This window comes from Pseudoalteromonas sp. Cn5-37 (assembly GCF_021532495.1).
Taxonomy (GTDB): domain Bacteria; phylum Pseudomonadota; class Gammaproteobacteria; order Enterobacterales; family Alteromonadaceae; genus Pseudoalteromonas; species Pseudoalteromonas simplex.
This window is the reverse complement of record NZ_JAKGBA010000009.1, coordinates 1-23,155: the sequence shown is the minus strand read 5'-3', so window position 1 is coordinate 23,155 and position 23,155 is coordinate 1. Positions and strand designations below refer to the sequence as shown.

The following is a 23,155-nucleotide window of genomic DNA, read 5'->3' as shown; positions in this document are numbered from 1 at the left end:
AAAGCGCAGCTAACTAGCTGCGCTTTTTGTTTTTATCATCATAAGTAATTGATAATACAAATGGCTTGTTTTAATCTGCTGATATTACAAAGCAACTTGGATGATGTGATATGTCGACTTGGCAAGGGAGTACTGCGCTGGCATTTGCAAGCATTGCACTGGGCTTATCAATTTATAGCTATACAAAAGTAAACTCGACTGACAAGCCTGTAGTTATACAGCAGGCAAAACCTAACTTAAAAGAGTTAACCATTCCAGAGCAAGACAGAGAAAACCTAGTTGCCTTACATGGCTATATTTTAGATCTCGAAACACGCATTCACGAGCTTGAAAATCAAACCCACACTCTTGACCAAGAGCGACTGACCTCATTGGTAAAACAAGCAATGGCACAGCAAGAAAGTGAGCGACGAGCTGAGATAGAAAAAAGGAACCCAGCAATGGGTTGGCTAGGAAATTTACCTGATGACTACCGCGAACGCATCAAAGCAGACCCACAATATGCCGACAACTCAATAAATGAAGCTCTTGCTACCTTACTCAATTTGAGTAAGTCCGAAAATGAGCGCTTAGCAGCCTACGGGCAACTAAAAATGACCTTAAGCATGCTCAGACGCGACTTAGATGAAAACCAAGAAAATGCTGTTATCGATGCCATGATAAGCATTAGCGAATACACTAATGATCCTAAGATTCGTGTCAGTACTTTAGAGAATTTATCTCGCCAAAATAACGTCTCGCCTAAGCTCGCTGAGCATTTTCAAAAGCTGTTACAAACTGACGATAATGATTATGTTCGCAATATTTCTGCCACAGCCCTCATCGGCCAATTTTTTCGCGCCACAAGAGACGGCAACAATAGCTATGCCAGTGATTTAGCAGAACGAATAACCACTATTGAGAATAGCAGTAATGCAAAAGCTGCCGAAATCATGGCTGAAAACCTAAAAGGTCCACGCTTAAGAGAAGAACTAGATAAAGCGTTGGGGAAATAAAAAAACCGTAAGTTGCCACTAGTAAAAGGCTCTAGCTCTTGGGTTTTACTTTACGGTGCTTTTTGACTCGCCCGTGTTTAGGGATAATTGTTAAGTACATTACTAAAGCTAACCACGAAAAGAAGATGATACCGATTAACCAAGCATTCTTTTCGTGGCCTTGCGTGCGTTTACTATTGAGCACAATGACCACAGGTAAAATGTAGGCACTGAGTACGATAATTAAAAACACAACTTCATTCATATATACCAATTCACTTAATTAAAAGTATTATTGCGGATTGGTACTATACCAACGCTGACCAATCAACTTCGTCGCTCAAAACTCGTTCAGCAGCGATATAATGCAAAATATCTCCCTCACTCACCACGTAATCAAGCGGCGGGTTTAAGTCCATATTTTTTGCACTCAAATTATGTGCGACACCCAGTAATATAGCATCGTGACTATATTTAAAGTGATGAAACAGCTTGCCAAATTCCATTGCTTGCACGCCTTTTGGAATTGGTAAACTAAATTGAGTATCACCGTGCAATGTCGATAGTAACTCTTCTTGCACGCGACTTGAACCTGGGTCTTGCATTGAACGCACTAATATCTCGGCTGATTTAGCACTGCTACATTCTACATTGTGGCAATGCTCATGTAGCATTTCGATTTTCGTTTCATCAGTAAAGTGTGCACTAATGTGGCACTGTTCATTTACCAACTTGCTAATACGTAATGCCGTTGTAAACGTTTGGTCATCATCTTGGCCATCAATAATAATTTTATCGGCCCGGCCAATCGCAATTCGGTTCAACTCATCTAGGTCAGTAAAGCTAGTTAAGCGTGCAAAATCAACCATCGGGTTTGCTAAAAATGGATGCTCCATTTGCTCCGTAACGGCCAATAAAATACGACGATCTAAACGTTTATGATCGGCCAAGATATAATCGACCATCTTCTTAGTACGTGTATCATGCCAACCAAAGATAATAATGTGATTGTTTATATGTGCGAAGCTTTTATCACCCGTCATAGCGCGCCTAATTAAATAAGTTACTGTTTGCCCTGTTTTTCCTAACAGAACGCCAAATAATGCTAAACCAAAAGGTATTTGCAGTAATGCGACAATCCAACGGCCAAGCTCAGTGCTCGCACTAAAGTCGCCATAGCCAACTGTTGACGTAGTTACTACATAATAATAAAAATAAGTGCCAAGAGGTGTAAGAGCTTGCTCTCCTGCAAGCATAAGCAGCCACCAAATTAGTAGCATATGCAAAAGCGTGGTAAGCACCACAGCCTGCCAACTTACTTGATCAATATGGCTGCGAATAAGAACTACTATTCGATTAAAAAAATAGTGCATGATCCTTGCAATCTATCGTGGGGGAAATTATCGATACGGTACTGTAATGCAGGATATTTAGCAACAGGCGCTAAATTGAACATACATGTCGATGAAAAATAATAGTAGACTATACTATCTCTGTATTAGGTGTTTAGGGTGAAATATGTCAGGTGTTCTTGCTTCTGTTGATAAGCGTACGCAACTGGTCGGTGAAAACCGCTTAGAGCTTTTGCTATTTTACCTTCACAGCCGTCACTTATTTGCTCTAAATGTGTTTAAAGTTAAAGAAGTAGTAAAGCTGCCACCAATTAGCAAGATCCCTCATGCGCACCCAAAAGTATCGGGGGTAGTCAATATACGCGGTGAATCAATTCCGGTTATTGACTTACGCAAGGCGATTAATATGCCTGAAGCTAAAAACATCGAAGATACAAACCTAGTTATCACTGAATACAACCGCACTGTGCAAGGCTTTTTAATTGGTAAAGTTGATCAGATCATTAATATGACATGGTCAGATATCATGCCACCGCCAACCGCAATTGGTAAAAATCACTACCTAACAGCCTTAACTAAAGTAAAACGCGATGGCCAAGAACATCTAGTTGAAATTATCGATGTAGAAAAAGTGCTCGCCGAAATCGTTGAGTATGAAGTACAAATATCTAATGACATTCTTGATAAAAGTATCGTGAATGAATTTGCAGGCCGCAAAATTCTTCATGCCGATGATTCGCCAACGGCTCGTAAACAAGTAAGCGATACCTTGTCGCAACTTGGCATCGAAATCATACCTGCTCGTAACGGACTTGAAGCACTCGAAATGTTAAAAGGCTGGGCTGATCAAGGCAAAGATGTTGAGAAAGAATTACTCATGGTGATCACCGATGCAGAAATGCCGGCAATGGATGGCTACCGCTTAACACACGAAATTCGTAACGACAGCCGCATGAAAAACCTATATATCGTGCTTAACACATCTTTGAGTGGTAGCTTTAATCAAGCTTTAGTTGAGAAGGTTGGTTGTAATGCGTTTTTATCAAAGTTCCAGCCAATACTGCTAGTCGAAGAAGTTCAGGCTCGCTTAAAAGCGGTGCTTGAGCAAGATTCACAGTAATTAATTTTAGCATTTTTTTTTGAAGGCATAAGCTCAAGCAACGACGTCGCAATTTGCCAATCATCGTTATTCATGATTTATTGGCACTATCGATTCGACGACAACAATAAAAACCATGCTAAATCGCATTGCTAAACCATTCACTAATCTAGTAGAGCGTTATCTACCCGACCCGTTTGTATTTGTTATATTACTCACCTTGCTGAGCTTTATCGTTGCGAGCCTCTTTACTCCGTCAACGCCCACGCAAGTGCTCGCGGCTTGGGGTGGTGGTTTTTGGAACCTATTACAATTTGCCATGCAAATGTTGCTGGTGCTGCTAACGGGGTACATGCTAGCGAGTACCCCGGTGATGCGCAGCATACTCAACAAGCTTGCGACTTTCGCCAACAGCTCTGCCAAAGCGATTATACTCGTTACGCTCGTGTCATTATTGGCTAGCTGGCTAAATTGGGGCTTCGGTTTAGTTATTGGCGCTTTGTTCGCCAAAGCAATTGCGAAACAAACCCGCGTTGATTACCGTTTGTTAGTAGCCAGTGCCTATTCAGGTTTTATTGTTTGGCATGGTGGCTTAGCCGGTTCAGTGCCGCTGACCATCGCAACCGATGGCCACTTTGCACAGCAAAGTATTGGGGTAATAGACACCGAAAACACAATTTTTTCGGCATTTAATATCGCTATTGTTGTGGGCTTGTTTATTATCATGCCGTTGGTAAATCGCTATATGCTGCCAAGCGAAAAAGATAGTGTTTATGTTGACCCCGCAAAGCTTGATGATGAAACGCAGCAAATAGCAACACCCACCCGCCCTGCCGAAGTCATAGAACATAGTCGTTTGCTTGGTATGGGAGTAGGTGCCGTTGGTCTTGCCTATTTATTTTATTATTTTGTGTTAAACGGAGGCGGCTTAAACTTAAATAGCGTGATCGCAATTTTCTTATTTAGCGCAATTTTACTGCATCAAACACCGCATAATTTACTTAGCAGCTTACAGCAAGCAATCCCTAGTGGCGCTGGCATTGTGATTCAATTTCCATTTTATGCCGGGATCATGGCGATTATGGTAAAAACGGGACTTGCTCAACAAATATCTGAAGGGTTTATTGCCATTGCAACAGCCGAAACACTGCCATTTTGGAGCTTTTTAAGTGCAGGGTTTGTGAATATATTTGTGCCATCAGGCGGCGGCCAATGGGCGGTGCAAGCGCCGATTGTCATTCCTGCAGCACAAACACTTGGCGCGGATATGCCACGGGTTGCTATGGCTGTCGCATGGGGCGATGCTTGGACTAACCTTATTCAGCCGTTCTGGGCACTCCCCGTACTTGCTATTGCCGGCTTAAAAGCAAAAGACATCATGGGCTTTTGCCTTGTGCAGCTGATCATCACCGGCGTGTTTATATCGTTAATGCTGAGTTTTTATCCTTAACACCAAATTAGGAAGTGATAAAGACACTTCCTAATATCTGGCAATACGAGTTAACTTGCTAATATCTTCATTGGTAAGCTTAAGATTGGGCTTTCTGAGTCGGCAAAGTGCATCATCACCGCAACGTGACCAGCAACAACCAGTGCGTACATTACTGCTGAAAAACCTTGCCCGTAAGTATCAAGAGGAATGAGGTGTGAGTAGTGACGCCCGCGCCACTCAAAGATAATCTCAAGTGCCCCTACAAATAAGAAAAACACCAGTAGCATCAAGCCAAAGGTGTAACTCAGCCACAAGCCAAATAACACACCTAATAAACATACACTTAGGCCTATCCATGAACGCATCGAAAAACTAATGCTTTTAAGTACATGGCCACCATCCAAGGGCAGAATAGGTAACAAGTTAAATAGGTTTAACAATGCACTGAGTACCGCCACACCGGCGAATATTTCCATTTCAGTGGCGTAGTAAAGCACCACTCCTAGCACTGAGGTAATTAAGCCAAAAGCGGGCCCCATGAGTGAGATCACCACATCTTGCCATCGCGTGGTAATTTTATCATCAGAAACAGCCAAACCACCCACAAAGGGAATAAGGTAAATACCTTTCGTTTTAATGCCAAAATATTTCATTGCGCGCACATGACCGTATTCATGCACAACCAAGCAAGCGATTAACATTAAGGCAAATTCAATGGAAAATAGCCAAGCGTAGCCAGCCACCGAGGCACCCGCTAACGCAGCTTTCACGACTTTTGCACTTTTGAATAATTTAAAGCCCAGTGCCAGCAAACCAATAATGCCGCGTTTTGGTTCGGCTTCTTGCAACTCAGGTAAAGCAAGTTGACTTACCTGCTGCTGATTAACAAAAACCACTAAGCTTTTTTCGTGCACTTTACTGGTATCAAGGCCAATACGCTGCCCCTGAAAATCAAACTCATAAAGTTTTGGCTCTGGATTATCGAAGGCAATTGCTTGTTGTTGATGAAAAAGCTGAATTAACTGTGAGCCGTTTAAATGCAAAATAAAGATTTCATCTGCGAGACTCAACTGAAGTCTGACCATAGTTCTTATAAATACGAATAAAAAGTGCGGCTATTATACTTCGCACAGATAAAATTACGAGTTTCAACCCCTTAAGTGATTGTTCATTTATTATACAAAAAGAAATCAATAAACATGACTTAATGCAATTTTTCTACTACTTTTATAATAGTATTCTCATTCAAGGAATGAATATGGTTAAGTCAAATAGGCACATTCTCGTCGTAGATGATTCGAAAGCAATTTTAATTGTCATGCATGCTATTTTGAATGAGCTCGAAGTCCCTCATATCACCACCAGCTTAAGTGCTGAGGAAGCACTAGAAAAAATAAAAAAAGCCCCGAAATACTTTGATGCTGTTTTTACTGATCTCAATATGCCAGACATGGATGGCATGGAACTTATCCGCCATTTAGGCGCCATGAAATACCAAGGTGCAATTGCCATTATTTCTGAGATGGACCCTAAGGTTATAGACCTAGCTGCTGACTTAGCTCGCAAGCATAACGCTCACTTAATTGGTAATGTTTCTAAGCCAGTACAATTAAATCAAGTTTACTTACTACTTCAAAAGTTGGAACACTTTGCTATTCATGTTGAACGAACTCAGGCGCCTATTTCTGAATCATTACTACTGCATGCTATCAGCCACAATGAAGTGATCCCGTTTTATCAGCCTAAAATTAATCGTCATGACAACCGGGTTGAAAGTATTGAAGTATTAGCACGGATCAACACGCGTCAAGAACAAGAAATCATTTTGCCCGAACGCTTTATTTGTGTTGCTGAAGATTTGGACTTGATAAACCTTATTACTTTTCAATTATTTGAAAAAGCCACTAGCGATTTTATTGAAATAAAGGAAAACTTTGATCAAAACTTAAAGCTCGCTTTCAATTTATCACCCTCGCAACTAGAAGATTTAAGCTGCCCAGATAAACTTGCGTTAATCTTACACTTAAATAATTTAACTCCAAGTGAAATCATCCTCGAAATCACTGAGCAGTATGCACTTAGAAGTGCGGCACAGCTCGAAACACTCAACCGTTTACGAATGCGCGGTTTTGGTATTTCGCTCGATGACTTTGGCACTGGCTTTACTAATGTTCAACAACTCAAAACGCTACCTTTTACCGAAATTAAGATCGATCGCACCCTGATTAGCAATATTGAAACCGATCAGTTTTCCCAAGTGATTGTTAGTAGCTTAGTGAATATAGCGATACAAGAAGATCTCGCTATTGTAGCCGAGGGCATTGAGCGAGTGGAAGAACTCGAATACCTCGACCGCTACAAAGAGTTTATTCTTATGCAGGGCTTTTTGCTGTGCCGCCCGAAAGCCAAAGAAGACTTTTTAAATTGGTCACTCTCATGGCGACAAATGGTAAAAACCGCAGCGGGGCATCGCCGCTAAGGTTTACGCTTATCGTCACTGACGATGGTATTACTCGATGCTAAACGTTGTCGCCAACGCTGTTTGGCGACTTTTTGCATATTAGCTGATTGATCGTGCTCATCAACAATTTCGAGCCCCATTAATGCTTCGATTAAATCTTCAAGGGTGACAATACCTTGCACATCACCGTATTCATCCACGACTAAACAAATATGCGTGCGCTCAGACAGTAAGGTTTCGAGTAAAGTCGGCACATGTAAGGTTTCTGGTACGGTGTAAATAGGCTTAACGAGCTTGCTAATTTTATAGTCTTCACCTAGACGATGATAAGCTAGCATAATGTCATTTTTATGCACAAAACCAATAATATCATCACCATTTTTGTCATAAACCAATACCCTAGAAAACGAAGAAGAACCATGCTCCGCCAAGTATTGGTTTACAGTTAAATCTTTATGTACTTTAAAAAGCACCGTACGTGGTGTCATTAAGGTATCGAGTTTGGCATGACGAAAATGCAGCAGGCTGCGAATGATTTCAGATTCATCTTGCCCAAGGGCTCCTGATTCAGTACCAATATCAGCCATGGCTTCAATTTCTTGGCGAATATAATAGGCCTCATCGTAATTACGCCCTAAAAAGCGCGTTAAAATATCTGCAAACCACACAAAGGGTTTTAGAATAAACACCAACCAAATTAGGCTCACACTAACAATGGGTGTTAATCCTCGCCAATAATTAGCCCCTAATGTTTTCGGAATAATTTCAGAAAGCACTAGAACCAATAGCGTCATAATTGCAGAGGCAACGCCAACCGCAGCATCTGAAAACACCACTGCAGCTTGTGCGCCAACACCAGCGGCACCTGCTGTGTGCGCTATGGTATTTAACGTAAGTATTGCTGCCAGCGGTTGGTCTATATTGTCTTTAAGCTTACCAACACGTTTTGCCAGTTGTGGTTGTTGCTTTCTGAGCATGGCAACATAACTTGGCGTAATACTTAACAGTACCGCTTCCATCACTGAGCACAAAAACGAAACCGTAATGGCAACAAACATATAAACAAGTAACAATGTCACTGTAAGCCCTCTTAAAAAGTTAACCTGCTCACCATAGCAATTGAAAACCACAAGCTCAAACCCGACTGCAATCTAACGCAGAGCACTTTTTGGCTAATTTGCAGCGTGCTATATTGGTTTAAATTACCTTCAACAGGCGAAACTATGACACTTTCTACTACTTGGCTAAGCCAATCAGCCAAGCTAAAAACAACATTTAGTGCATTAGCGTTATGTGCGTTAAGCAGTACTGCGATGGCCGCTGCCATTGATAAATCAGCGGTGCAATTTATTGGCCCTCTTGGCGAAGATATGCAACTTAAGCCATATCAAACGGATCATCGCGATGCCATTATTGCTAACCTATTACCAAGCTTGCAAAACAGCAGCGATAGCATGCGTGTTTTTGGTAATGAACTTGACTGGCAATCATTCGATAAAGTGAGTGCGCTAACACTTGGTGGTTTACAGGCACTCAAATTTACCGCCTCAACTGAACGTTTTAGCCAAGGCTCATTAACACTTAAAGGCATTGAAAACGCGCAGCTATTTATTGATGGTGAAAAGCAAACAGAAAAAAATAAAAGCTATGAGCTAGCTTTAAGCCAAGGCGATCATCTGTTTGTTATCATCACAGAGCAAGTAGCCAATTGGAATGAGGTTGAGCTGGACTTTACAGCTAAGTCTGAACTAGATGCTGTGCAATTTAGTGCTAAACAACAACACGGTTTGTCAGCTAAGCAATTATTCGATGCGCCAACGGTTAGTTATATTTCAATGGCACCAAATGGCGATTACTTCATAACTAGCCAACGTCATTACGAAGATGCAACCGCTAATCAAGCGCAATATGTTACTGAGCTTAAAGACGCAAAAAACAATACACTTTATCGCTTTGAGTCAGCCCAACCGAGTAACATTACTTGGAGCCCAGATAGCAAAAGCTTAGTGTATTTATTAAATGGCGAGCTTAAGCGTTTAAACCTAAAAACCATGCAACTTAGCGTCATTGCTAAAAACCTCGCGGGTGCAAGTGGCTTTCAGTTTTTTGATAACAACAGCTTAATTTTTAGTTGGTCAAAGTCTCCAACAGACAATGGCAAGCTCACTAAGCATTACCAAGGCCTGCAAGACCGTTGGTCGTATGCTCGTACCACGTCGCAAGTATATTTACTCGATATACCAACAGGTCTTAGCAAAATCTTAAGCCAAGGCCCACTTAGCCATTCACTTGAAGATTTTGACGCTAAAAGCGGCCACGTTTTAATGAGCCGCTCAGCACAAGCAATGCAGCTATCACCACAGCCTGCAACAGAGCTTGTTGAGCTAAACCTAGCTACATCGGCTCTTACGGTACTTGGTCAATACAATACATTTAATCAGGCCAAATATACTGACGACGGAATTTATGTCACTGCCGGACCAGATTTTAATAATGGCTTAGGTCGTAATCTTCCTGAAGGAATGCTTGCTAATAACTATGACGGTCAACTTTATTTACTCAGCCGTGACGGTAAAAAGGCAAGAGCGTTAAGTAAAGAGTTTAACCCGGCTATCGGCCAGTTAAACGTACTTAAAAACGGTGATGCGCTTATTAAAGTGACCGAGCAAGATACCGTACAACTTTATCAATTCGACTTAAGCAAAAAGCGTTTTAATAAAGTGAATACGGGTTTTGATGTTGTTGAGCAAGTTAGCTACTCACACGAACGCACCCCGCGCATTTTGGTTACCGGCACCACAGCGTCAACACCTCAGCAGTTAAAACAACTAAGCTTAGGTAAAGGTCGTGCTAAAGTAGTGTGGGACTCTAAGCCAATTGGCTATAAAAATACGCAAGTAGCCTCACTGGAAGAGTTTAACTTTACTAATAAAGATGGCATTGAAATTAAGGGCCGCGTTTATTTACCCCATGATTTAGATAGCAATAAACAATACCCTGCACTGGTTTATTATTATGGTGGCACTTCACCAGTAACTCGTGGTTTTACAGGCCGTTACCCGTTTAACTTATGGGCTGAGCATGGCTATGTTGTTTACGTTGTACAACCTACGGGCGCAACAGGCTTTGGCCAAGAGTTCTCGGCTAAACACGTCAACGCATGGGGTGAATACACCGCCAACGATATCATCGACGGCACAAAAGCCTTTTTAGATAAATATAACTTTGTAGATAGCAAACGTGTGGGTAATTTAGGTGCCTCTTACGGTGGCTTTATGACCATGCTACTCGCAACTAAAACGGATATGTTCAGTGCATCGATTGCCCATGCAGGGATTTCAAACATCACCTCGTATTGGGGCCAAGGTTGGTGGGGTTACTTATACTCAGCTGAAGCATCTAAAAATAGCTTCCCGTGGAACAATCCTACACTTTACAGCCAACACAGCCCGGTTTTTCATGCTGACAAAGTAACAACGCCGTTATTACTCCTTCATGGTGATTCGGATACCAACGTACCGGTTGGTGAAAGTCACAATATGTACACGGCATTAAAGTTATTAGGTAAAGATGTTGACCTGATTGAGTACAAAGGTGCAGATCACCAAATTTTTGCTCGTGATAAACGCTTCGACTGGTGGAATACCATGTTGGCTTATTTCGATAAAAACTTAAAAGATCAGCCACAATGGTGGCAACACCTTTATCCTGAAAAGTAGTTTAATCACTTGGCTGAGCACTGTGCGAGTGCTCAGCTTTCATCCTTTGCAACTATCGCTAAGCCATTAAATTGTAAGAAATAGTTATAAACCTTATCATGACTCTTCTCAGCCTTTGCCATACAGTGCTAACATTACAACAAATCAAGTGTGAAATTAAAGCGAATGACTATTCAAGTTTTATTGGTTGAAGACGACGAACTACTCGTTAAACGCATTCTTAATCATTTTAATGAAACTGAGTTTAATATTGAGGTAGATTCAACGGGTGCAGATGCATTAGGCATTGTACAATCGCGTGCTTCATCAAAAAAAGCAATCTCTTTAGCCGTTATCGACATTGTGTTACCAAAACGCGATGGGCTTTTGCTTGCCAAAGAGCTTAATGCACTAACAGACATTGGCGTTATTGTGCTGTCTAGTCGTGACTCGCAAGCTGACCGTATTGCAGGTCTTGCACAAGGTGCCGATGACTACATTTGCAAACCAGTTGACTTACTTGAACTTGAACTAAGAATGCGCGCCCTGTTTAAACGCATAAAAGGCTCTCAGCAAGATGATGAGAGCGAAGAGTTTATTGAATATGCCGACTTTAAACTGCACCCTGATAACCGCACATTAGTCACCCCTAATGGTGAAGAGTCTCGTCTTACTGAAGCAGAACACAAGGTACTTATTTGCCTTATTGCAAATGCGGGTAAAGCGACATCACGTGAAAAAATTTCCGAAGAAATTGGTCAGCCTGACTGGAGCCCAAGCGATCGTACCGTTGATGTACTTATTGGCCGCTTACGTAAAAAACTCAGCGATGAAAAAGACCAAAAGCGTATCGTAACCGTTCGCGGTAAAGGCTACATGCTATCAATTTAAAAGCTCACTAAAACTGCGTTAATTGGCTTATTAGCCGTTCAAACGCACGATAATTCAACGCCTCTTTTAATTCATTTAAGGTAATTGCTGGCTGTGCTTTCAAGTCGCTAATGGTACGCGCCACTTTAATAACACGATGATATGAGCGTGGTGATAACGCCAGTTTTTCGCTGGCTTTTGCTAAAAACTGCAGCTCAGCAGCTGCCAACTCACAATGAATGCTCATTTCTTTATTATTCAAGCGCGCATTCACTTTGCCTTGCCGGTTGAGTTGAATTGCATAAGCTCTTTCAACTCTGGCTCTTACTTGTTCACTGCTTTCTTCTACTTGCGTGCTCTGTAATTGGCTACTGGTGAGTCTCGGCAGCTCAATTTGTAAATCAATCCTATCGATAAATGGTCCAGATACTCGAGATAAATACCGCAATACTTGATCTGGCGTTGCACGCTTATCGGTATGGCTTCCTGTGGGGCTAGGGTTTAACGCAGCAATTAACTGAAACTGTGACGGGAACTCCATTTGTCGTGCCGCACGCGATATGGTCACCACACCTGTTTCCATTGGTTCACGCAATGAGTCGAGCACTTTTCTTTCAAATTCGGGTAACTCATCTAAAAACAGAACGCCATTATGAGCGAGAGAGATTTCACCCGGTTTAGGATTTGAGGAACCACCAACAAGGGCAACAGCAGAGCAAGTATGATGTGGATTTCTGAAGGGGCGTTCACGCCAATTAGATAAATCAACCGACTGACCAATTATCGAATATAATGCGGCAGTGCTTATTGCTTCATCATCTGACATGGTTGGCATAATCGTAGGCATACGCTGAGCAAGCATTGACTTGCCAGTACCTGGAGGGCCAAGAAATAGTAAATTATGACCACCAGCCGCAGCAATTTCGAGCACTCGTTTAGCCCCAGGTTGACCTTTCACATCACTTAAATCGAGTAGCGAGTCACGCTGCGGCTGTTGCTCTGGATAACAAATATTAAGTGGCAGGGGTTGCTGGTTTAATAAGTCATTCCAAACATCTTGTAAAGAGTAAACGGCCTTTCGAGAAACGCCCGAAACAAGGCTTGCAAGATTATCGTTTTCGGCGGGTAAGAAACAACAGCGACCCTGCTCTTTCGCTCCTAACACCGAAGGCAAAATAGCATTCACCCCTCTTACCTCACCATTTAAAGCCAGTTCTCCGTAGAACTCATAACGATGAATATCGGGGCAGTTTATTTGCCCAGAGGCGACCAAGATACCCACTGCAATAGCCAAGTCAAAACGGCCACCCTCTTTAGGTAAATCAGCAGGCGCAAGGTTGACGGTTATTCGTTGGTCAGGAAAGCCAAACTGTGAGTTTTCGAGTGCGCTACGCACTCTATCTTTTGACTCTTTGACTGACGCTTCTGGCAAGCCAACGATATGAAAAGCAGGTAAGCCGTTGCCTAAGTGTACTTCTACAATCACTTCAGGAGCTTGCACACCTACTTGTGCACGAGAAAATATTCTAGCTAAAGACACGATCCATGATGTCCCTATCATTCATTCTTAATACTAATCTTAGTCGGGATATTTAAAAACGTGTAATGTAAGGTGCCATTTCATTGCAGCTAAACGCAGTGATAAGGTCATAAGCATAGCCAACACCATGGCCATTTCGGTCACTAAACCCAGTGAGATACTTAATGTGTAAACAATCCCACCTGCGATGCAAGTAATAGCATAAAGCTCACCTTTTAAGAGCATCGGCATATTTCCAGCCAACACATCACGGATAACGCCACCAAAACACCCTGTGATCACACCCATAATAATCGCGGTGGTATCAGGCACACCGGCAAGCATGGCTTTTTGCGCCCCCATCACCGCAAAAAATGCTAAACCAAAAGCATCTGCCACTTGCAATGCATTAAGTGAAATCGAACGCTGTTTATTGATTAAACGAGTGGTAACAAATACAGAAAGTAATATAGCCCAGAAATAGCTTTGATCATGTAACCAAAATACGGGCACATCTAAAATAACGTCGCGCACAGTTCCACCGCCAATAGCAGTGACTGTGGCTAACACAACAACCCCAAAGCCATCCATTTTTTTGTCGTACGCTAATAGCGTTCCAGAAACAGCAAACACGGCTACGCCGATTAAATCAAACCAATGGTAAAGTTCAGTCATGTTTGTAACTAAAAAGTAATGTTAGTGCCGTTGTAACATAAACTTTTCAATCTTTTAAGCGAAGATTAGATCTAAGTAGGTTAGCTGGTGTGTATTTTGATTTACTACGACTATCAATCCTAAAAAACAGCCCAGTACTTCATACAGTGCTGGGCTTTATATACCCAAACCATTTCAAGGTGCGAGTTTCAGTTGGAATTAAAAGCGATTTAGGCAAGGCATTGATTGCAAGTAATAGTGGTTCTATTGTTAAAATCAATAACGCAGTATAAATCGCTTTTAAACCAACCCTTTGGGCGCTTCGCAGGCACTTACTCTCATCGTTGTTACTTCTTAAAAGGGACTGCCATTCTTACAAAGTAACGCCTTGATTTTAAGCACCTGTGAAACGCTAAATTCTGCATCTTGAGGTGGTTTGGGTATAAATTACTGCTTAATTAAGCTGCCTGACAAAAATGTATGTAATGCAGGGTCATCATCGTCGTTATAGCTTTCTGGTACTTCAAAACCTAAAGTTTCAACGCTAAATCCTCCATCAACGGTTGTGATAGGAGTCATTAACACGCCATAACCATAATTCTGACTCTCGGTAGCCTCACTAAACATCATTAAAGATCCTAAATGCAGCTCCCAAGACGCACTACGAACTTCACCATCTAATTCGAATGAAGCGCTGCCATCTTCAGCAATGACAACATTTGATGTTTCAACACCACCACTCTCGGCCATATAGGTGAAAATATGTGTACCAATTAAGTCGACTTCGGTAAAAGAATCTTGCTCAATAACTCGCGTAATTCTTTGCATTACACCGAAGTCATCGCCATCTTTAAATTGTAAAAAGTTGCCTTGTGCTTTGACAATAAAGTGCGGGTCAGCTTCTTCTATTGGGCTACCGTATGTTTTTTCATAGAAATCGACAAACACTTTTTGATTCTCAATGTCATAATTATAGTAGCCTCCAGATATACCCAGCTCATCATTTTCAGTGTCATGAGCAAGCTCTAAGAAAGTACCGTCTTCTTTAAATATGCCCATAAAGAAGTCACCATCAAGCGAACCATCGAAATAAGCACCTACTAGTGGATTTCCCAGACTATAAATACGTGTTAGTACAACATCACCTTCCCCTTCAATTTCAAGAGTAAGTGTATCTGCAGAGACAGACGCTATAATGCTGCCAGCATCGTCAATCCCAAAACTTCCATTGGTATCTTCGCTTAGTTCAACAGCAAACTCACCTGTACTCTCATTCCAAGTAAAATCGCCTAACTCAAATCCCGGATGAGCATCATCAACGCCTTCATCTGCCATTGCTTGAATCTGAATCCACTTCCCATCACGTAAAACCACTGCAACATCAGGTTCATCGGCAAGTTGCCAGGCGCCATCTAACGGGTGCTCTGTTGCAGGGCGATCAATATCAACCTGCGCTTCCGCCATCGCTTTATCAAAGAACCAAGCTTGCTTATCACCTTCAGTACAACTCGCTGACTGCGCATAAACACAAACCGTTAAGAAATACCTATCAAAGTCACTAACCTCTGCTTGCGATGTATTAAACATCAATTTGCCGGAGGCTAAGCTGTAGTCATATTCAGTTAAAACTCCAAGATATGAAAAGCTAATTCTACGTTTATATTCATCTAATTCATCGTTATAGATTGTCTCAACTTTAATAGTTTCAACACCACGTTCCCTTGGCGAATAAAGCTCAATAAAACCAACGTTTATCGGATAACCATTTTCATCATAGCTAGCGTTTTCTTCTAACCAGTAGGGAGCAAATTTAGATACGCCATATTCATTAGAAACTGAGAAGTTACGAAGATGTGATGAGTAATCCTCTGGGCGTTCGGTTCCGTCATAATTAAAAAAGCGATACTTACGGTAAGTAAAGTTTTGCCCGTTACTGGTTGCTAGCAGACGTTGAGAAAACTCACTATATACTTGGCAAACATCATCTTCAGGGCAGATTGGCTGAATGCCATTACTTGTAAAATAGTTATAACGTAAGAATTCTCCATCACTACTTACTTGCCAAGAACGAAAGTTTTGATTCAAATTAAAATTCATTAAACCATCGTCATAAACGTCGTAATGAAGGTCTGTTTGTGGTGAGTTATAACCTTGGTACACAGTCCATTTACCAAGTAGATCTGCTTCAGTAAATGAAAGCTGGTTATCTTTCACCATTAAACCAGTAACTGTTCGCGAGCTATCATCTGTTTTAGCTTCGAGTGATGCAGCAAATTGATAACCAACTTGTACATTTTTAACTAACCAAATTGCGATGTCATAATTGATACTTTCTGCGCTATTACTTATAAGCAGTTGATTCTCATCGACTTGCCAAGTAACACTTACAGGCGTTTTATCGTTATCAGTGAGCGTCCCAGTTCCACCAGAAAGTAGCTCAATACTTACAGCACTACTATACCCACCAAACTCGCTCAAATTATCAATAACCCAAGTACCAATAAGCTCATCTGCTGTCACTGCAAGTGTTTGTCGTTGTTCAATAAGGGTGGCGTTATAATTAGATTCAGAGCTGTTATACACTTCACCGCTGTTACTGAAACGAGTTTCAGTTTTGCGAGAAAACTCTACAGTTCTATTAGCATCATTTTCCAAGAGAATAATTAGATCTAACTCAACTAAATACTCACATACCTCCTGCTGCTGATCATTTTCATCATTGCTAAATGAGCAGTTTATAAGTACAGGCTCAGCTAAATTAATTGTAATATCCTGCTCTTGCTGAGACCAATTAAAGCTTGTATCGACATCAATCAAACTAGCATAGCCAGTTCCATCAGCCTTAAACTCTAACTGCGCAGTTGATGCTCTATAGTATTGCGGCTGCATTAAAATATACTCACCCACAATACTAGTAACGGTCTGATCTACAAGTTCATCATCTTCTTTAATTTCTTCTTTTGTCGATTCAATTAGACCCGGTTCTTGGCTCTCTACGGTATTAACAAAGTTATCAATATCCTCAGAATTTGATACAAGGTCTAAGGTTGATTCGACGCCTTCAGGAAGTTCATAGTTTTCGTTATCAACAATAATTTTAATTAATGATGCTAAAAGTAACTTCTCATCCGCATCAACAGCTAACAATGCATCATCGAGTGCTTCTTCGGAGTTGATATCAGCACCATCACGAGTCAATAATGCAAACTCTGCGGTAGTAACATTAGTTACATTAACGCCAAAATTATCCTCTTTACTAAGCTTTCCATCAGCTCCTGCTTGCGCCAGCAAAGTTGAAATTGATTTTAGCTGTGAGACAAACTCTACACCGGGATTGATTGAATTATTACCATATGCGACTAGCTTCACTAATTCATTTGCATCAGAGTCATCCACTTCAATATCTACGCTAAAACGACCCAGGGCATCCGCGGTTACTTCAAACTGTTCATCACCAATGTGAGCTACAACACTAGAATTAACAATTGGCTCATCAGTTACAATGCCTTCAAATGTTATTTTTAGTGCCTTGCGCTTCAGAGCTATATTAACTTCTGCACTTGCAGTTGCATCGTCATCATCTGTTACAGTCAAAGCAAGAACAATATCTGCATCTTCTTCAACTGCAGGTGCTGTAATTGTTAAGGTGCTTGTATCGCTACCAGAAAGATCAAGGGTAGGACCAGATACTTGTGTCCAAGCATATTGACTAATACTTCCGTCACTATCAGTCGCTGTCGCCTGTAAAACTAGCTCCTCTCCCTCTAATAACTCTGTGTCACTGTTAATTGATACTGTTGGACTTTTATTCTCTTCAGCAACGGGAGGGGTATCATCTTCGTTATTGCTATTATTCCCACCACAAGCTGTTAAGCTAATAATACTGGCTGCGAAAAGTAATTGTTTTATAAAATTCATAGACCTGAAATTTGGAGGGCTCATCATGTTAATCCTTACATTGATTGCGGTATAGCTCACTAAAAAGAGGCAACTGCCGAGCAGTTGCCAATCTCAAAGGAAGCAAATCTTAATAAACGTATGAACAAGGTCAGCGCTCGATCACTCTTTTAACCATAAATTAGACTTTATGTTTGCCCGTCAATTTGAGTACCTCGAAGCATGTTTTCCCGTTCATTTTTCATTAAGGTTTTATGGTAGATGAGTTATTCAAATTGTGTGTACTGAATGCCGACAAAAATGTACTCAAATACGACATGTAATTAAAAAACAGTAGGTTAAAGTTTTTGACATTGATATTCTTTTGCCGTCACACCATATTTTTCTTTGAAAAACTTAGAAAAATACGAACGTGAAGAAAAACCAACATCATCTATAACTAGACTTACTTGGCGACCCTGCTGTAACAACTCAGCAGCTCTTTGCAATCTATATTCGCGAAGATATTCACTTGGTGTGATATTTAACAATACTTTTAACTTTCTTTGGAATTGACGCTCACTCAATGCTAAGTGCTTCGCACATTCAAGCATAGAAAAGCCCTGCTGATGAAAATGCTCAGCAACATATTCAGCTAACTTTTCAAGCAGCTTTTTGTCTCTCGGGTCGAGTGAAAAGGCCGTTCTTTGCTGAGCTTTATGTGGCGACTTTTCAGATTTCGATTGTTGTGCATATTGAGCTACCCAGCCTAGCCAGTTCTCAATTTTTAAAAATAGCTCTTCTCTATCGAATGGTTTAGTGATCACATCTAGCGCGTGTTGCTGCAAACTACTCACTCGAGTTTCATAATCGCCCTTTGCGGTCAAAATAATTACTGGGATATGGCATGTAACGGGCGAGTTATGTAATGAATCTAACACAGTAAAGCCATCAACTTTAGGCATCATTAAATCAGTGATGATTAAATCTGGCACTTGGCTCAAAGCTATTTGCAATCCAACTTGGCCATCTTGCGCTAATAAAACTTGGTAGCGGTGTTGTAACTCAGATTTAAGGTAATGGCGTAACTCATCGTTGTCTTCAATAATTAATACACTGGCTTTATTCTGCACTTCATTTGATTTTGAACTGATACTTGCAGCAGAAGCTTGAGCTGCAAATTGCGTTGCTTGAAATGAAAGTTTAAAACTAGTTCCTTCCCCTAAGCGACTTGCCAGCACAAGCGTGCCTTTGTACTTATCAACCAAACGCTTAACGATGGCTAGGCCAACGCCACTACCTTCTACATTTGCATGACTACTCACTCTGTAGAAAGTATCAAATACTTTGCCTTTTTCAGCGTCTGCGATACCTTTACCTGTGTCTGTTACTTCTATGTTGGCAAGCTCACCTGATACGCTTACAGTTAAGCTGACTTGACCTTGCTGAGTATATTTAAATGCATTGCTTAAAAGGTTGGTAAGAATCGTGATCACCCCTTCTCGGGTGCTTTCGATAAATACGGCTTCTTCAATATCGACCTTAAAGTCGATAGACTTTTCACCTAACACAGCAAACTGCCCTGCGACCTCTCTGGCAATTGCCGATAGTGACACAACTTTTATAATCTCTTCATGGCGCTCATCATAACGAGTCAGCGTTAATAGCTTATCAACCAAATTTTCTAAACGCCGGCTATTTCGCAATACCAAATTCAGCTGCTCACGCTTTTCAGTAATTCGCTCATCAGCTATTAGCTTTTGCAACGGCGCAATCAACAAACTCAAAGGAGTACGTAATTCATGAGATGCATGCGTGAAGAAGCGTACTTTATTTTCGAGTGAATCACTCAGAGCTTCAGCTTGCTGTTCGATGAGCGTTTTTTGCTCTGCGATTTCGTCGGTACGCTCACTAACAATTTGCTCCAGATAATATTTTTGTTTGCGTATCCGGCGAGTCCAAAGCACTGTGAATAGCCAGACCATCGCCAAAATCAGCATAGCCGCTAACAGATAAAACTCACTAGTTTGCCACCAAGGAGCAAGAACGGTTATGTTTAACAGTAATGGAGTGAGCACATTTGCCCCGCTTTCACTACTAGCATTAACTTTCAACTGATATTTACCAGCAGGAAGGTTAGTATAATCAACAGATAAAAAAGGCCCTGTAGCTTTACGCCATTGCTGTTCAAAGCCCGCTAACTGATAAGAGTACAGGTTAGTCTGTGGCTCAGAGTAGTGTAGGTAACTAATCTGAAAGTGAACCCGTTTGATGCCCGCAGGAATAGTCACTGAACGGCTTTTTTCTATTTGGTATAAACTGCCTAAACGACTGACTCCTTCGTTTACCACATCCTCATCATCAAATTGCAAACTAGTAAGTGCCAATTGCCCGCCAATAGTATTAACTTCAAGGTCAGCAGGATTAATGACACTCACCCCCTGTGTGCCACCAAACATCAAGCGGCCATCACGGGTTTTTAAATAAGCACCGGCATTAAATTCATTACCTTGTAAGCCATGGCGAGCTTTATAGTTTTTAATGCTCATGGTTGCAGGATCTATTTTAGCGAGGCCGTTGTTGGTACTGAGCCAAACCCAATCTTCATTGTCTTTTAACAATGCATAAACGACTTGATTAGGAAGGCCTTGAGCGACATTAAGCTGATGAACTTGCTGGTTGCTCAAATCAATAATATTTAAGCCGTTCGACGTTGCGAGCCACATTTGCTGGTCAATTTCTAAAAACGCACGCACTGTATTATCAGATAAAGCCAAGTCGCCTTTGCGATAATTAGTGAGGGTATCGGTTGCAGCATTGTAATGATAAGCCCCATCACCATCTGTGCCTATCCACAGCTCTTCTTGCGAGCTTTTATATAAACTCGTCACCCGCGCAGTCGGAATTATAAGTTGTGTATTCGCTACAGGCTGTGCAAAACTAATAAATTTGCCACGCTGTCTATCAAAACAAAACAGCCCTCCACCATTCGTGCCAACCCAGACATTATTTTTCTCATCGACTAAAAGAGCATATATACTGTTCTCAGTTAAGCCATGCTCGCCTTCACCTGCTCGAAAGTGACTGATGCTGCCATCGGTATGCAAAACATCAATCCCTTGCTGCCAACTGCCAATCCATATATCGCCATTACGATCTTCGGCAATGGCTTTAATTGCATTGCTACTAATTGAATACGGTGAACTTTCGGTGGTTATGCGCTCTAAACGATTTAATTGCTGCTCAAGAATATCGATACCGCCACCCCAGCTGCCATACCAAATACGTTGCTTTGAGTCTTCAAATAGCGCCCACGCATCGTTACTTGAAAGTGGCGCTGGCTTTTTTAACTTACTAAATTGCAATGATGCTGGGTCGAGCTTACTGATCCCATTTGCAGTACCGAACCACATAATGTCGCTACTGTCTCGGTAGATACTATAAACCCGGTTATGAGCAAGACTATATTTATCAAATGGGTCATGTGCTAAAACGGTGAAGCTTGCATTAATTGGATCGTAAACATTAATCCCGCCACCTCGCGTTGCCAGCCAAACTTGGCCTTGGCTATCAAACTCAATATCACGAATTTCATTACTGCTAAGCCCAACACCGCCATCATTAGAGGTAAGCCACTGCGTCATTGTTTTAGTGCTTAACTCAATCTTGTATAAGCCACCACCCTGACTTGCCAACCAAATACTGCCATCAGCTGCCTGTTTGATAGCAAAGATACTGGCATGAATATCTATTGGCTCAGCAAAGCCAGAAAAAATAGTATTAATTTGTTGTTTATTAATAAGATCATAATGAAGTAACCCAGCTCCATGGGTACCAATCCAAAGGATGTCGGCAATTTTTGATAGCGCATAAATAGGCTTTTTTAAGTCTGTTATTAGCCTTTCAAGTTGCTGTGTTCGCTTATCGTAACGAAACAGGCTGCCGTCGTATGTACCAATATAAACGTGCTGTTGCGCTACCAATAAACTGGTGATGCGACGCTCTTTTAAGAGTGGCTCAGAAAATTGATAATTATGTAATGCAAGTTGGTTTACACCACTATTTCGCGTACCTATAAACAGCTGTGATTCGCTATCAAGTGCCAATGGATAGATATAGTTATTTGCTAGGCTATTTGTCTCATCAGAGGCTGTGAATACGGTAAACTTATTGCCATCATAACGGTTTAAACCTGCCTGCGTCGAAAACCACATAAAACCTTGCTGATCTTGCACAATATCGAACACAACACTTTGCGATAATCCATCCTCAATATCGTAATTATGAAATGCAGACCAAGCTGAAGGTAAAAACAGAACTGCTAACAGCGCTATAAAAAAACGGATCATCCCTAAATCTACACATTTATTATTAGTTATTAATCAAGCGTAGTTCAGTTCAGCTAACATTCATAATCATTTCCCAATTTAGGGATGAATAACCAAGATAGATATCAAGGGGTTGGATTTAGATGCGAGTTAGCGAGGGTAAAGGCTCTAGGTTATAGGTCAAGCATAACCTTGGGAGTGTTTTATGATGGTTTGGGTTTACCAAAGAAAAGGTTTACATGGATTGTGTTGGGTTTCGCTACGCTCAAACCAACCTACCCGAAGAATGAACAGGCCGAATGCTGAGTGAGACACCGCACAAAACAACTCCACCGTTCTAATCTGACGTCTGAAAGCTGACAGCTGATAGCTTTTTTCACCCATAAAAAAACCCGAGACTAAGCTCGGGTTTTTCTTAATGCTTAATGCATCACTATAGTTGATTACTCAACGATAGTTGCAACAACACCAGCACCAACTGTACGGCCACCTTCACGGATAGCGAAGCGTAAACCTTCGTCCATCGCGATTGGGCAGATTAGTTCTACAGTCATCTTGATGTTGTCACCAGGCATTACCATTTCAACGCCGTCTGGTAACTGTACGTCACCTGTTACGTCAGTTGTACGGAAGTAGAACTGTGGACGGTAACCTTTGAAGAATGGAGTGTGACGACCACCTTCATCTTTAGAAAGTACGTATACTTCTGAAGTGAACTTCGTGTGTGGAGTGATTGAACCAGGCTTAGCTAGTACTTGACCACGCTCAACGTCTTCACGCTTAGTACCACGTAGAAGTGCACCGATGTTCTCACCCGCACGACCTTCGTCTAGAAGCTTACGGAACATCTCAACACCTGTACAAGTTGTCTTCGTAGTTTCTTTGATACCTA

At 41.4% G+C, this 23,155-nt stretch carries 15 protein-coding genes; 6 read left to right on the top strand and 9 right to left on the bottom strand.

Annotated elements, in window-relative coordinates; genetic code table 11:
* Positions 1 to 110: 110 nt before the first annotated feature.
* Positions 111 to 995 (top strand): hypothetical protein, encoded by an 885-nt coding sequence (locus L1266_RS12285; RefSeq protein ID WP_187490139.1) that lies wholly within the window; start codon positions 111 to 113, stop codon positions 993 to 995.
* 31 nt (positions 996 to 1,026) lie between these two features.
* On the opposite strand, the gene L1266_RS12280 is transcribed toward L1266_RS12285, so the two are convergent.
* On the bottom strand, positions 1,027 to 1,239 hold the full coding sequence (locus L1266_RS12280; RefSeq protein WP_054554498.1) for a hypothetical protein: 213 nt from the start codon (positions 1,237 to 1,239) through the stop codon (positions 1,027 to 1,029).
* 43 nt (positions 1,240 to 1,282) lie between these two features.
* Positions 1,283 to 2,347 (bottom strand): potassium channel family protein, encoded by a 1,065-nt coding sequence (locus L1266_RS12275; protein WP_138600963.1) that lies wholly within the window; start codon positions 2,345 to 2,347, stop codon positions 1,283 to 1,285.
* A gap of 145 nt (positions 2,348 to 2,492) precedes the next feature.
* On the opposite strand from L1266_RS12275, the gene L1266_RS12270 reads away from it, so the two are divergent.
* A complete protein-coding gene (locus L1266_RS12270; protein ID WP_054554500.1) occupies positions 2,493 to 3,446 on the top strand; it encodes a chemotaxis protein CheV in 954 nt (317 codons plus the stop codon).
* A gap of 115 nt (positions 3,447 to 3,561) precedes the next feature.
* Entirely contained in the window at positions 3,562 to 4,875 is a 1,314-nt protein-coding gene (locus L1266_RS12265) for a short-chain fatty acid transporter (protein ID WP_235377620.1), read from the top strand.
* A 50-nt stretch (positions 4,876 to 4,925) separates the two neighbouring features.
* Here L1266_RS12265 and L1266_RS12260 read toward each other — a convergent pair whose 3' ends face one another.
* A complete protein-coding gene (locus L1266_RS12260) occupies positions 4,926 to 5,942 on the bottom strand; it encodes a metalloprotease (RefSeq protein WP_054554502.1) in 1,017 nt (338 codons plus the stop codon).
* 173 nt (positions 5,943 to 6,115) lie between these two features.
* Here L1266_RS12260 and L1266_RS12255 point away from each other — a divergent pair, with 173 nt between their 5' ends.
* Positions 6,116 to 7,336, top strand: coding sequence for an EAL domain-containing response regulator (locus tag L1266_RS12255; protein WP_054554503.1), 1,221 nt, complete (start codon positions 6,116 to 6,118; stop codon positions 7,334 to 7,336).
* On the opposite strand, the gene L1266_RS12250 is transcribed toward L1266_RS12255, so the two are convergent.
* Positions 7,333 to 8,397, bottom strand: coding sequence for a hemolysin family protein (locus L1266_RS12250; protein WP_166338889.1), 1,065 nt, complete (start codon positions 8,395 to 8,397; stop codon positions 7,333 to 7,335). The two genes, L1266_RS12255 and L1266_RS12250, sit on opposite strands and share 4 nt — an antisense overlap.
* Positions 8,398 to 8,541: 144 nt before the next feature.
* Between L1266_RS12250 and L1266_RS12245 the strand changes: the two genes are divergently transcribed.
* Both L1266_RS12245 and L1266_RS12240 read left to right on the top strand, forming a co-directional pair.
* Complete coding sequence (locus tag L1266_RS12245) at positions 8,542 to 11,037, top strand: alpha/beta hydrolase family protein (RefSeq protein WP_235377619.1); 2,496 nt, start codon at positions 8,542 to 8,544, stop codon at positions 11,035 to 11,037.
* 165 nt (positions 11,038 to 11,202) lie between these two features.
* Complete coding sequence (locus tag L1266_RS12240; protein WP_138618059.1) at positions 11,203 to 11,907, top strand: response regulator transcription factor; 705 nt, start codon at positions 11,203 to 11,205, stop codon at positions 11,905 to 11,907.
* A 7-nt stretch (positions 11,908 to 11,914) separates the two neighbouring features.
* Here L1266_RS12240 and L1266_RS12235 read toward each other — a convergent pair whose 3' ends face one another.
* The 5 genes from L1266_RS12235 to L1266_RS12215 form a co-directional block, all read right to left on the bottom strand.
* Complete coding sequence (locus tag L1266_RS12235) at positions 11,915 to 13,426, bottom strand: YifB family Mg chelatase-like AAA ATPase (protein ID WP_235377618.1); 1,512 nt, start codon at positions 13,424 to 13,426, stop codon at positions 11,915 to 11,917.
* Between the two features lie 39 nt (positions 13,427 to 13,465).
* Positions 13,466 to 14,080: a trimeric intracellular cation channel family protein gene (locus L1266_RS12230; RefSeq protein ID WP_138618064.1), complete on the bottom strand. Its 615-nt coding sequence runs from the start codon at positions 14,078 to 14,080 to the stop codon at positions 13,466 to 13,468.
* Between the two features lie 426 nt (positions 14,081 to 14,506).
* Positions 14,507 to 18,004 carry a PKD domain-containing protein gene (locus tag L1266_RS12225; protein ID WP_235377617.1) on the bottom strand — a complete coding sequence of 1,166 codons (3,498 nt, stop codon included), beginning with the start codon at positions 18,002 to 18,004 and terminating at the stop codon, positions 14,507 to 14,509.
* A 290-nt stretch (positions 18,005 to 18,294) separates the two neighbouring features.
* Complete coding sequence (locus L1266_RS12220; protein WP_235377616.1) at positions 18,295 to 22,284, bottom strand: hybrid sensor histidine kinase/response regulator transcription factor; 3,990 nt, start codon at positions 22,282 to 22,284, stop codon at positions 18,295 to 18,297.
* Between the two features lie 422 nt (positions 22,285 to 22,706).
* The coding region (locus L1266_RS12215) for an EF-Tu/IF-2/RF-3 family GTPase (protein ID WP_328260312.1) at positions 22,707 to 23,155 on the bottom strand (449 nt) is incomplete at its 5' end.

What these genes read in the sequence shown, in the direction of transcription:
- L1266_RS12285 (WP_187490139.1), top strand. Translation starts at nt 111, where the DNA reads ATGTCGACTTGGCAAGGGAGTACTGCGCTGGCATTTGCAAGCATTGCA.
- L1266_RS12245 (WP_235377619.1), top strand. Translation starts at nt 8,542, where the DNA reads ATGACACTTTCTACTACTTGGCTAAGCCAATCAGCCAAGCTAAAAACA.
- L1266_RS12230 (WP_138618064.1), bottom strand. Translation starts at nt 14,080, where the DNA reads ATGACTGAACTTTACCATTGGTTTGATTTAATCGGCGTAGCCGTGTTT.
- L1266_RS12270 (WP_054554500.1), top strand. Translation starts at nt 2,493, where the DNA reads ATGTCAGGTGTTCTTGCTTCTGTTGATAAGCGTACGCAACTGGTCGGT.
- L1266_RS12265 (WP_235377620.1), top strand. Translation starts at nt 3,562, where the DNA reads ATGCTAAATCGCATTGCTAAACCATTCACTAATCTAGTAGAGCGTTAT.
- L1266_RS12225 (WP_235377617.1), bottom strand. Translation starts at nt 18,004, where the DNA reads ATGATGAGCCCTCCAAATTTCAGGTCTATGAATTTTATAAAACAATTA.
- L1266_RS12220 (WP_235377616.1), bottom strand. Translation starts at nt 22,284, where the DNA reads ATGATCCGTTTTTTTATAGCGCTGTTAGCAGTTCTGTTTTTACCTTCA.
- L1266_RS12260 (WP_054554502.1), bottom strand. Translation starts at nt 5,942, where the DNA reads ATGGTCAGACTTCAGTTGAGTCTCGCAGATGAAATCTTTATTTTGCAT.
- L1266_RS12280 (WP_054554498.1), bottom strand. Translation starts at nt 1,239, where the DNA reads ATGAATGAAGTTGTGTTTTTAATTATCGTACTCAGTGCCTACATTTTA.
- L1266_RS12275 (WP_138600963.1), bottom strand. Translation starts at nt 2,347, where the DNA reads ATGCACTATTTTTTTAATCGAATAGTAGTTCTTATTCGCAGCCATATT.
- L1266_RS12240 (WP_138618059.1), top strand. Translation starts at nt 11,203, where the DNA reads ATGACTATTCAAGTTTTATTGGTTGAAGACGACGAACTACTCGTTAAA.
- L1266_RS12255 (WP_054554503.1), top strand. Translation starts at nt 6,116, where the DNA reads ATGGTTAAGTCAAATAGGCACATTCTCGTCGTAGATGATTCGAAAGCA.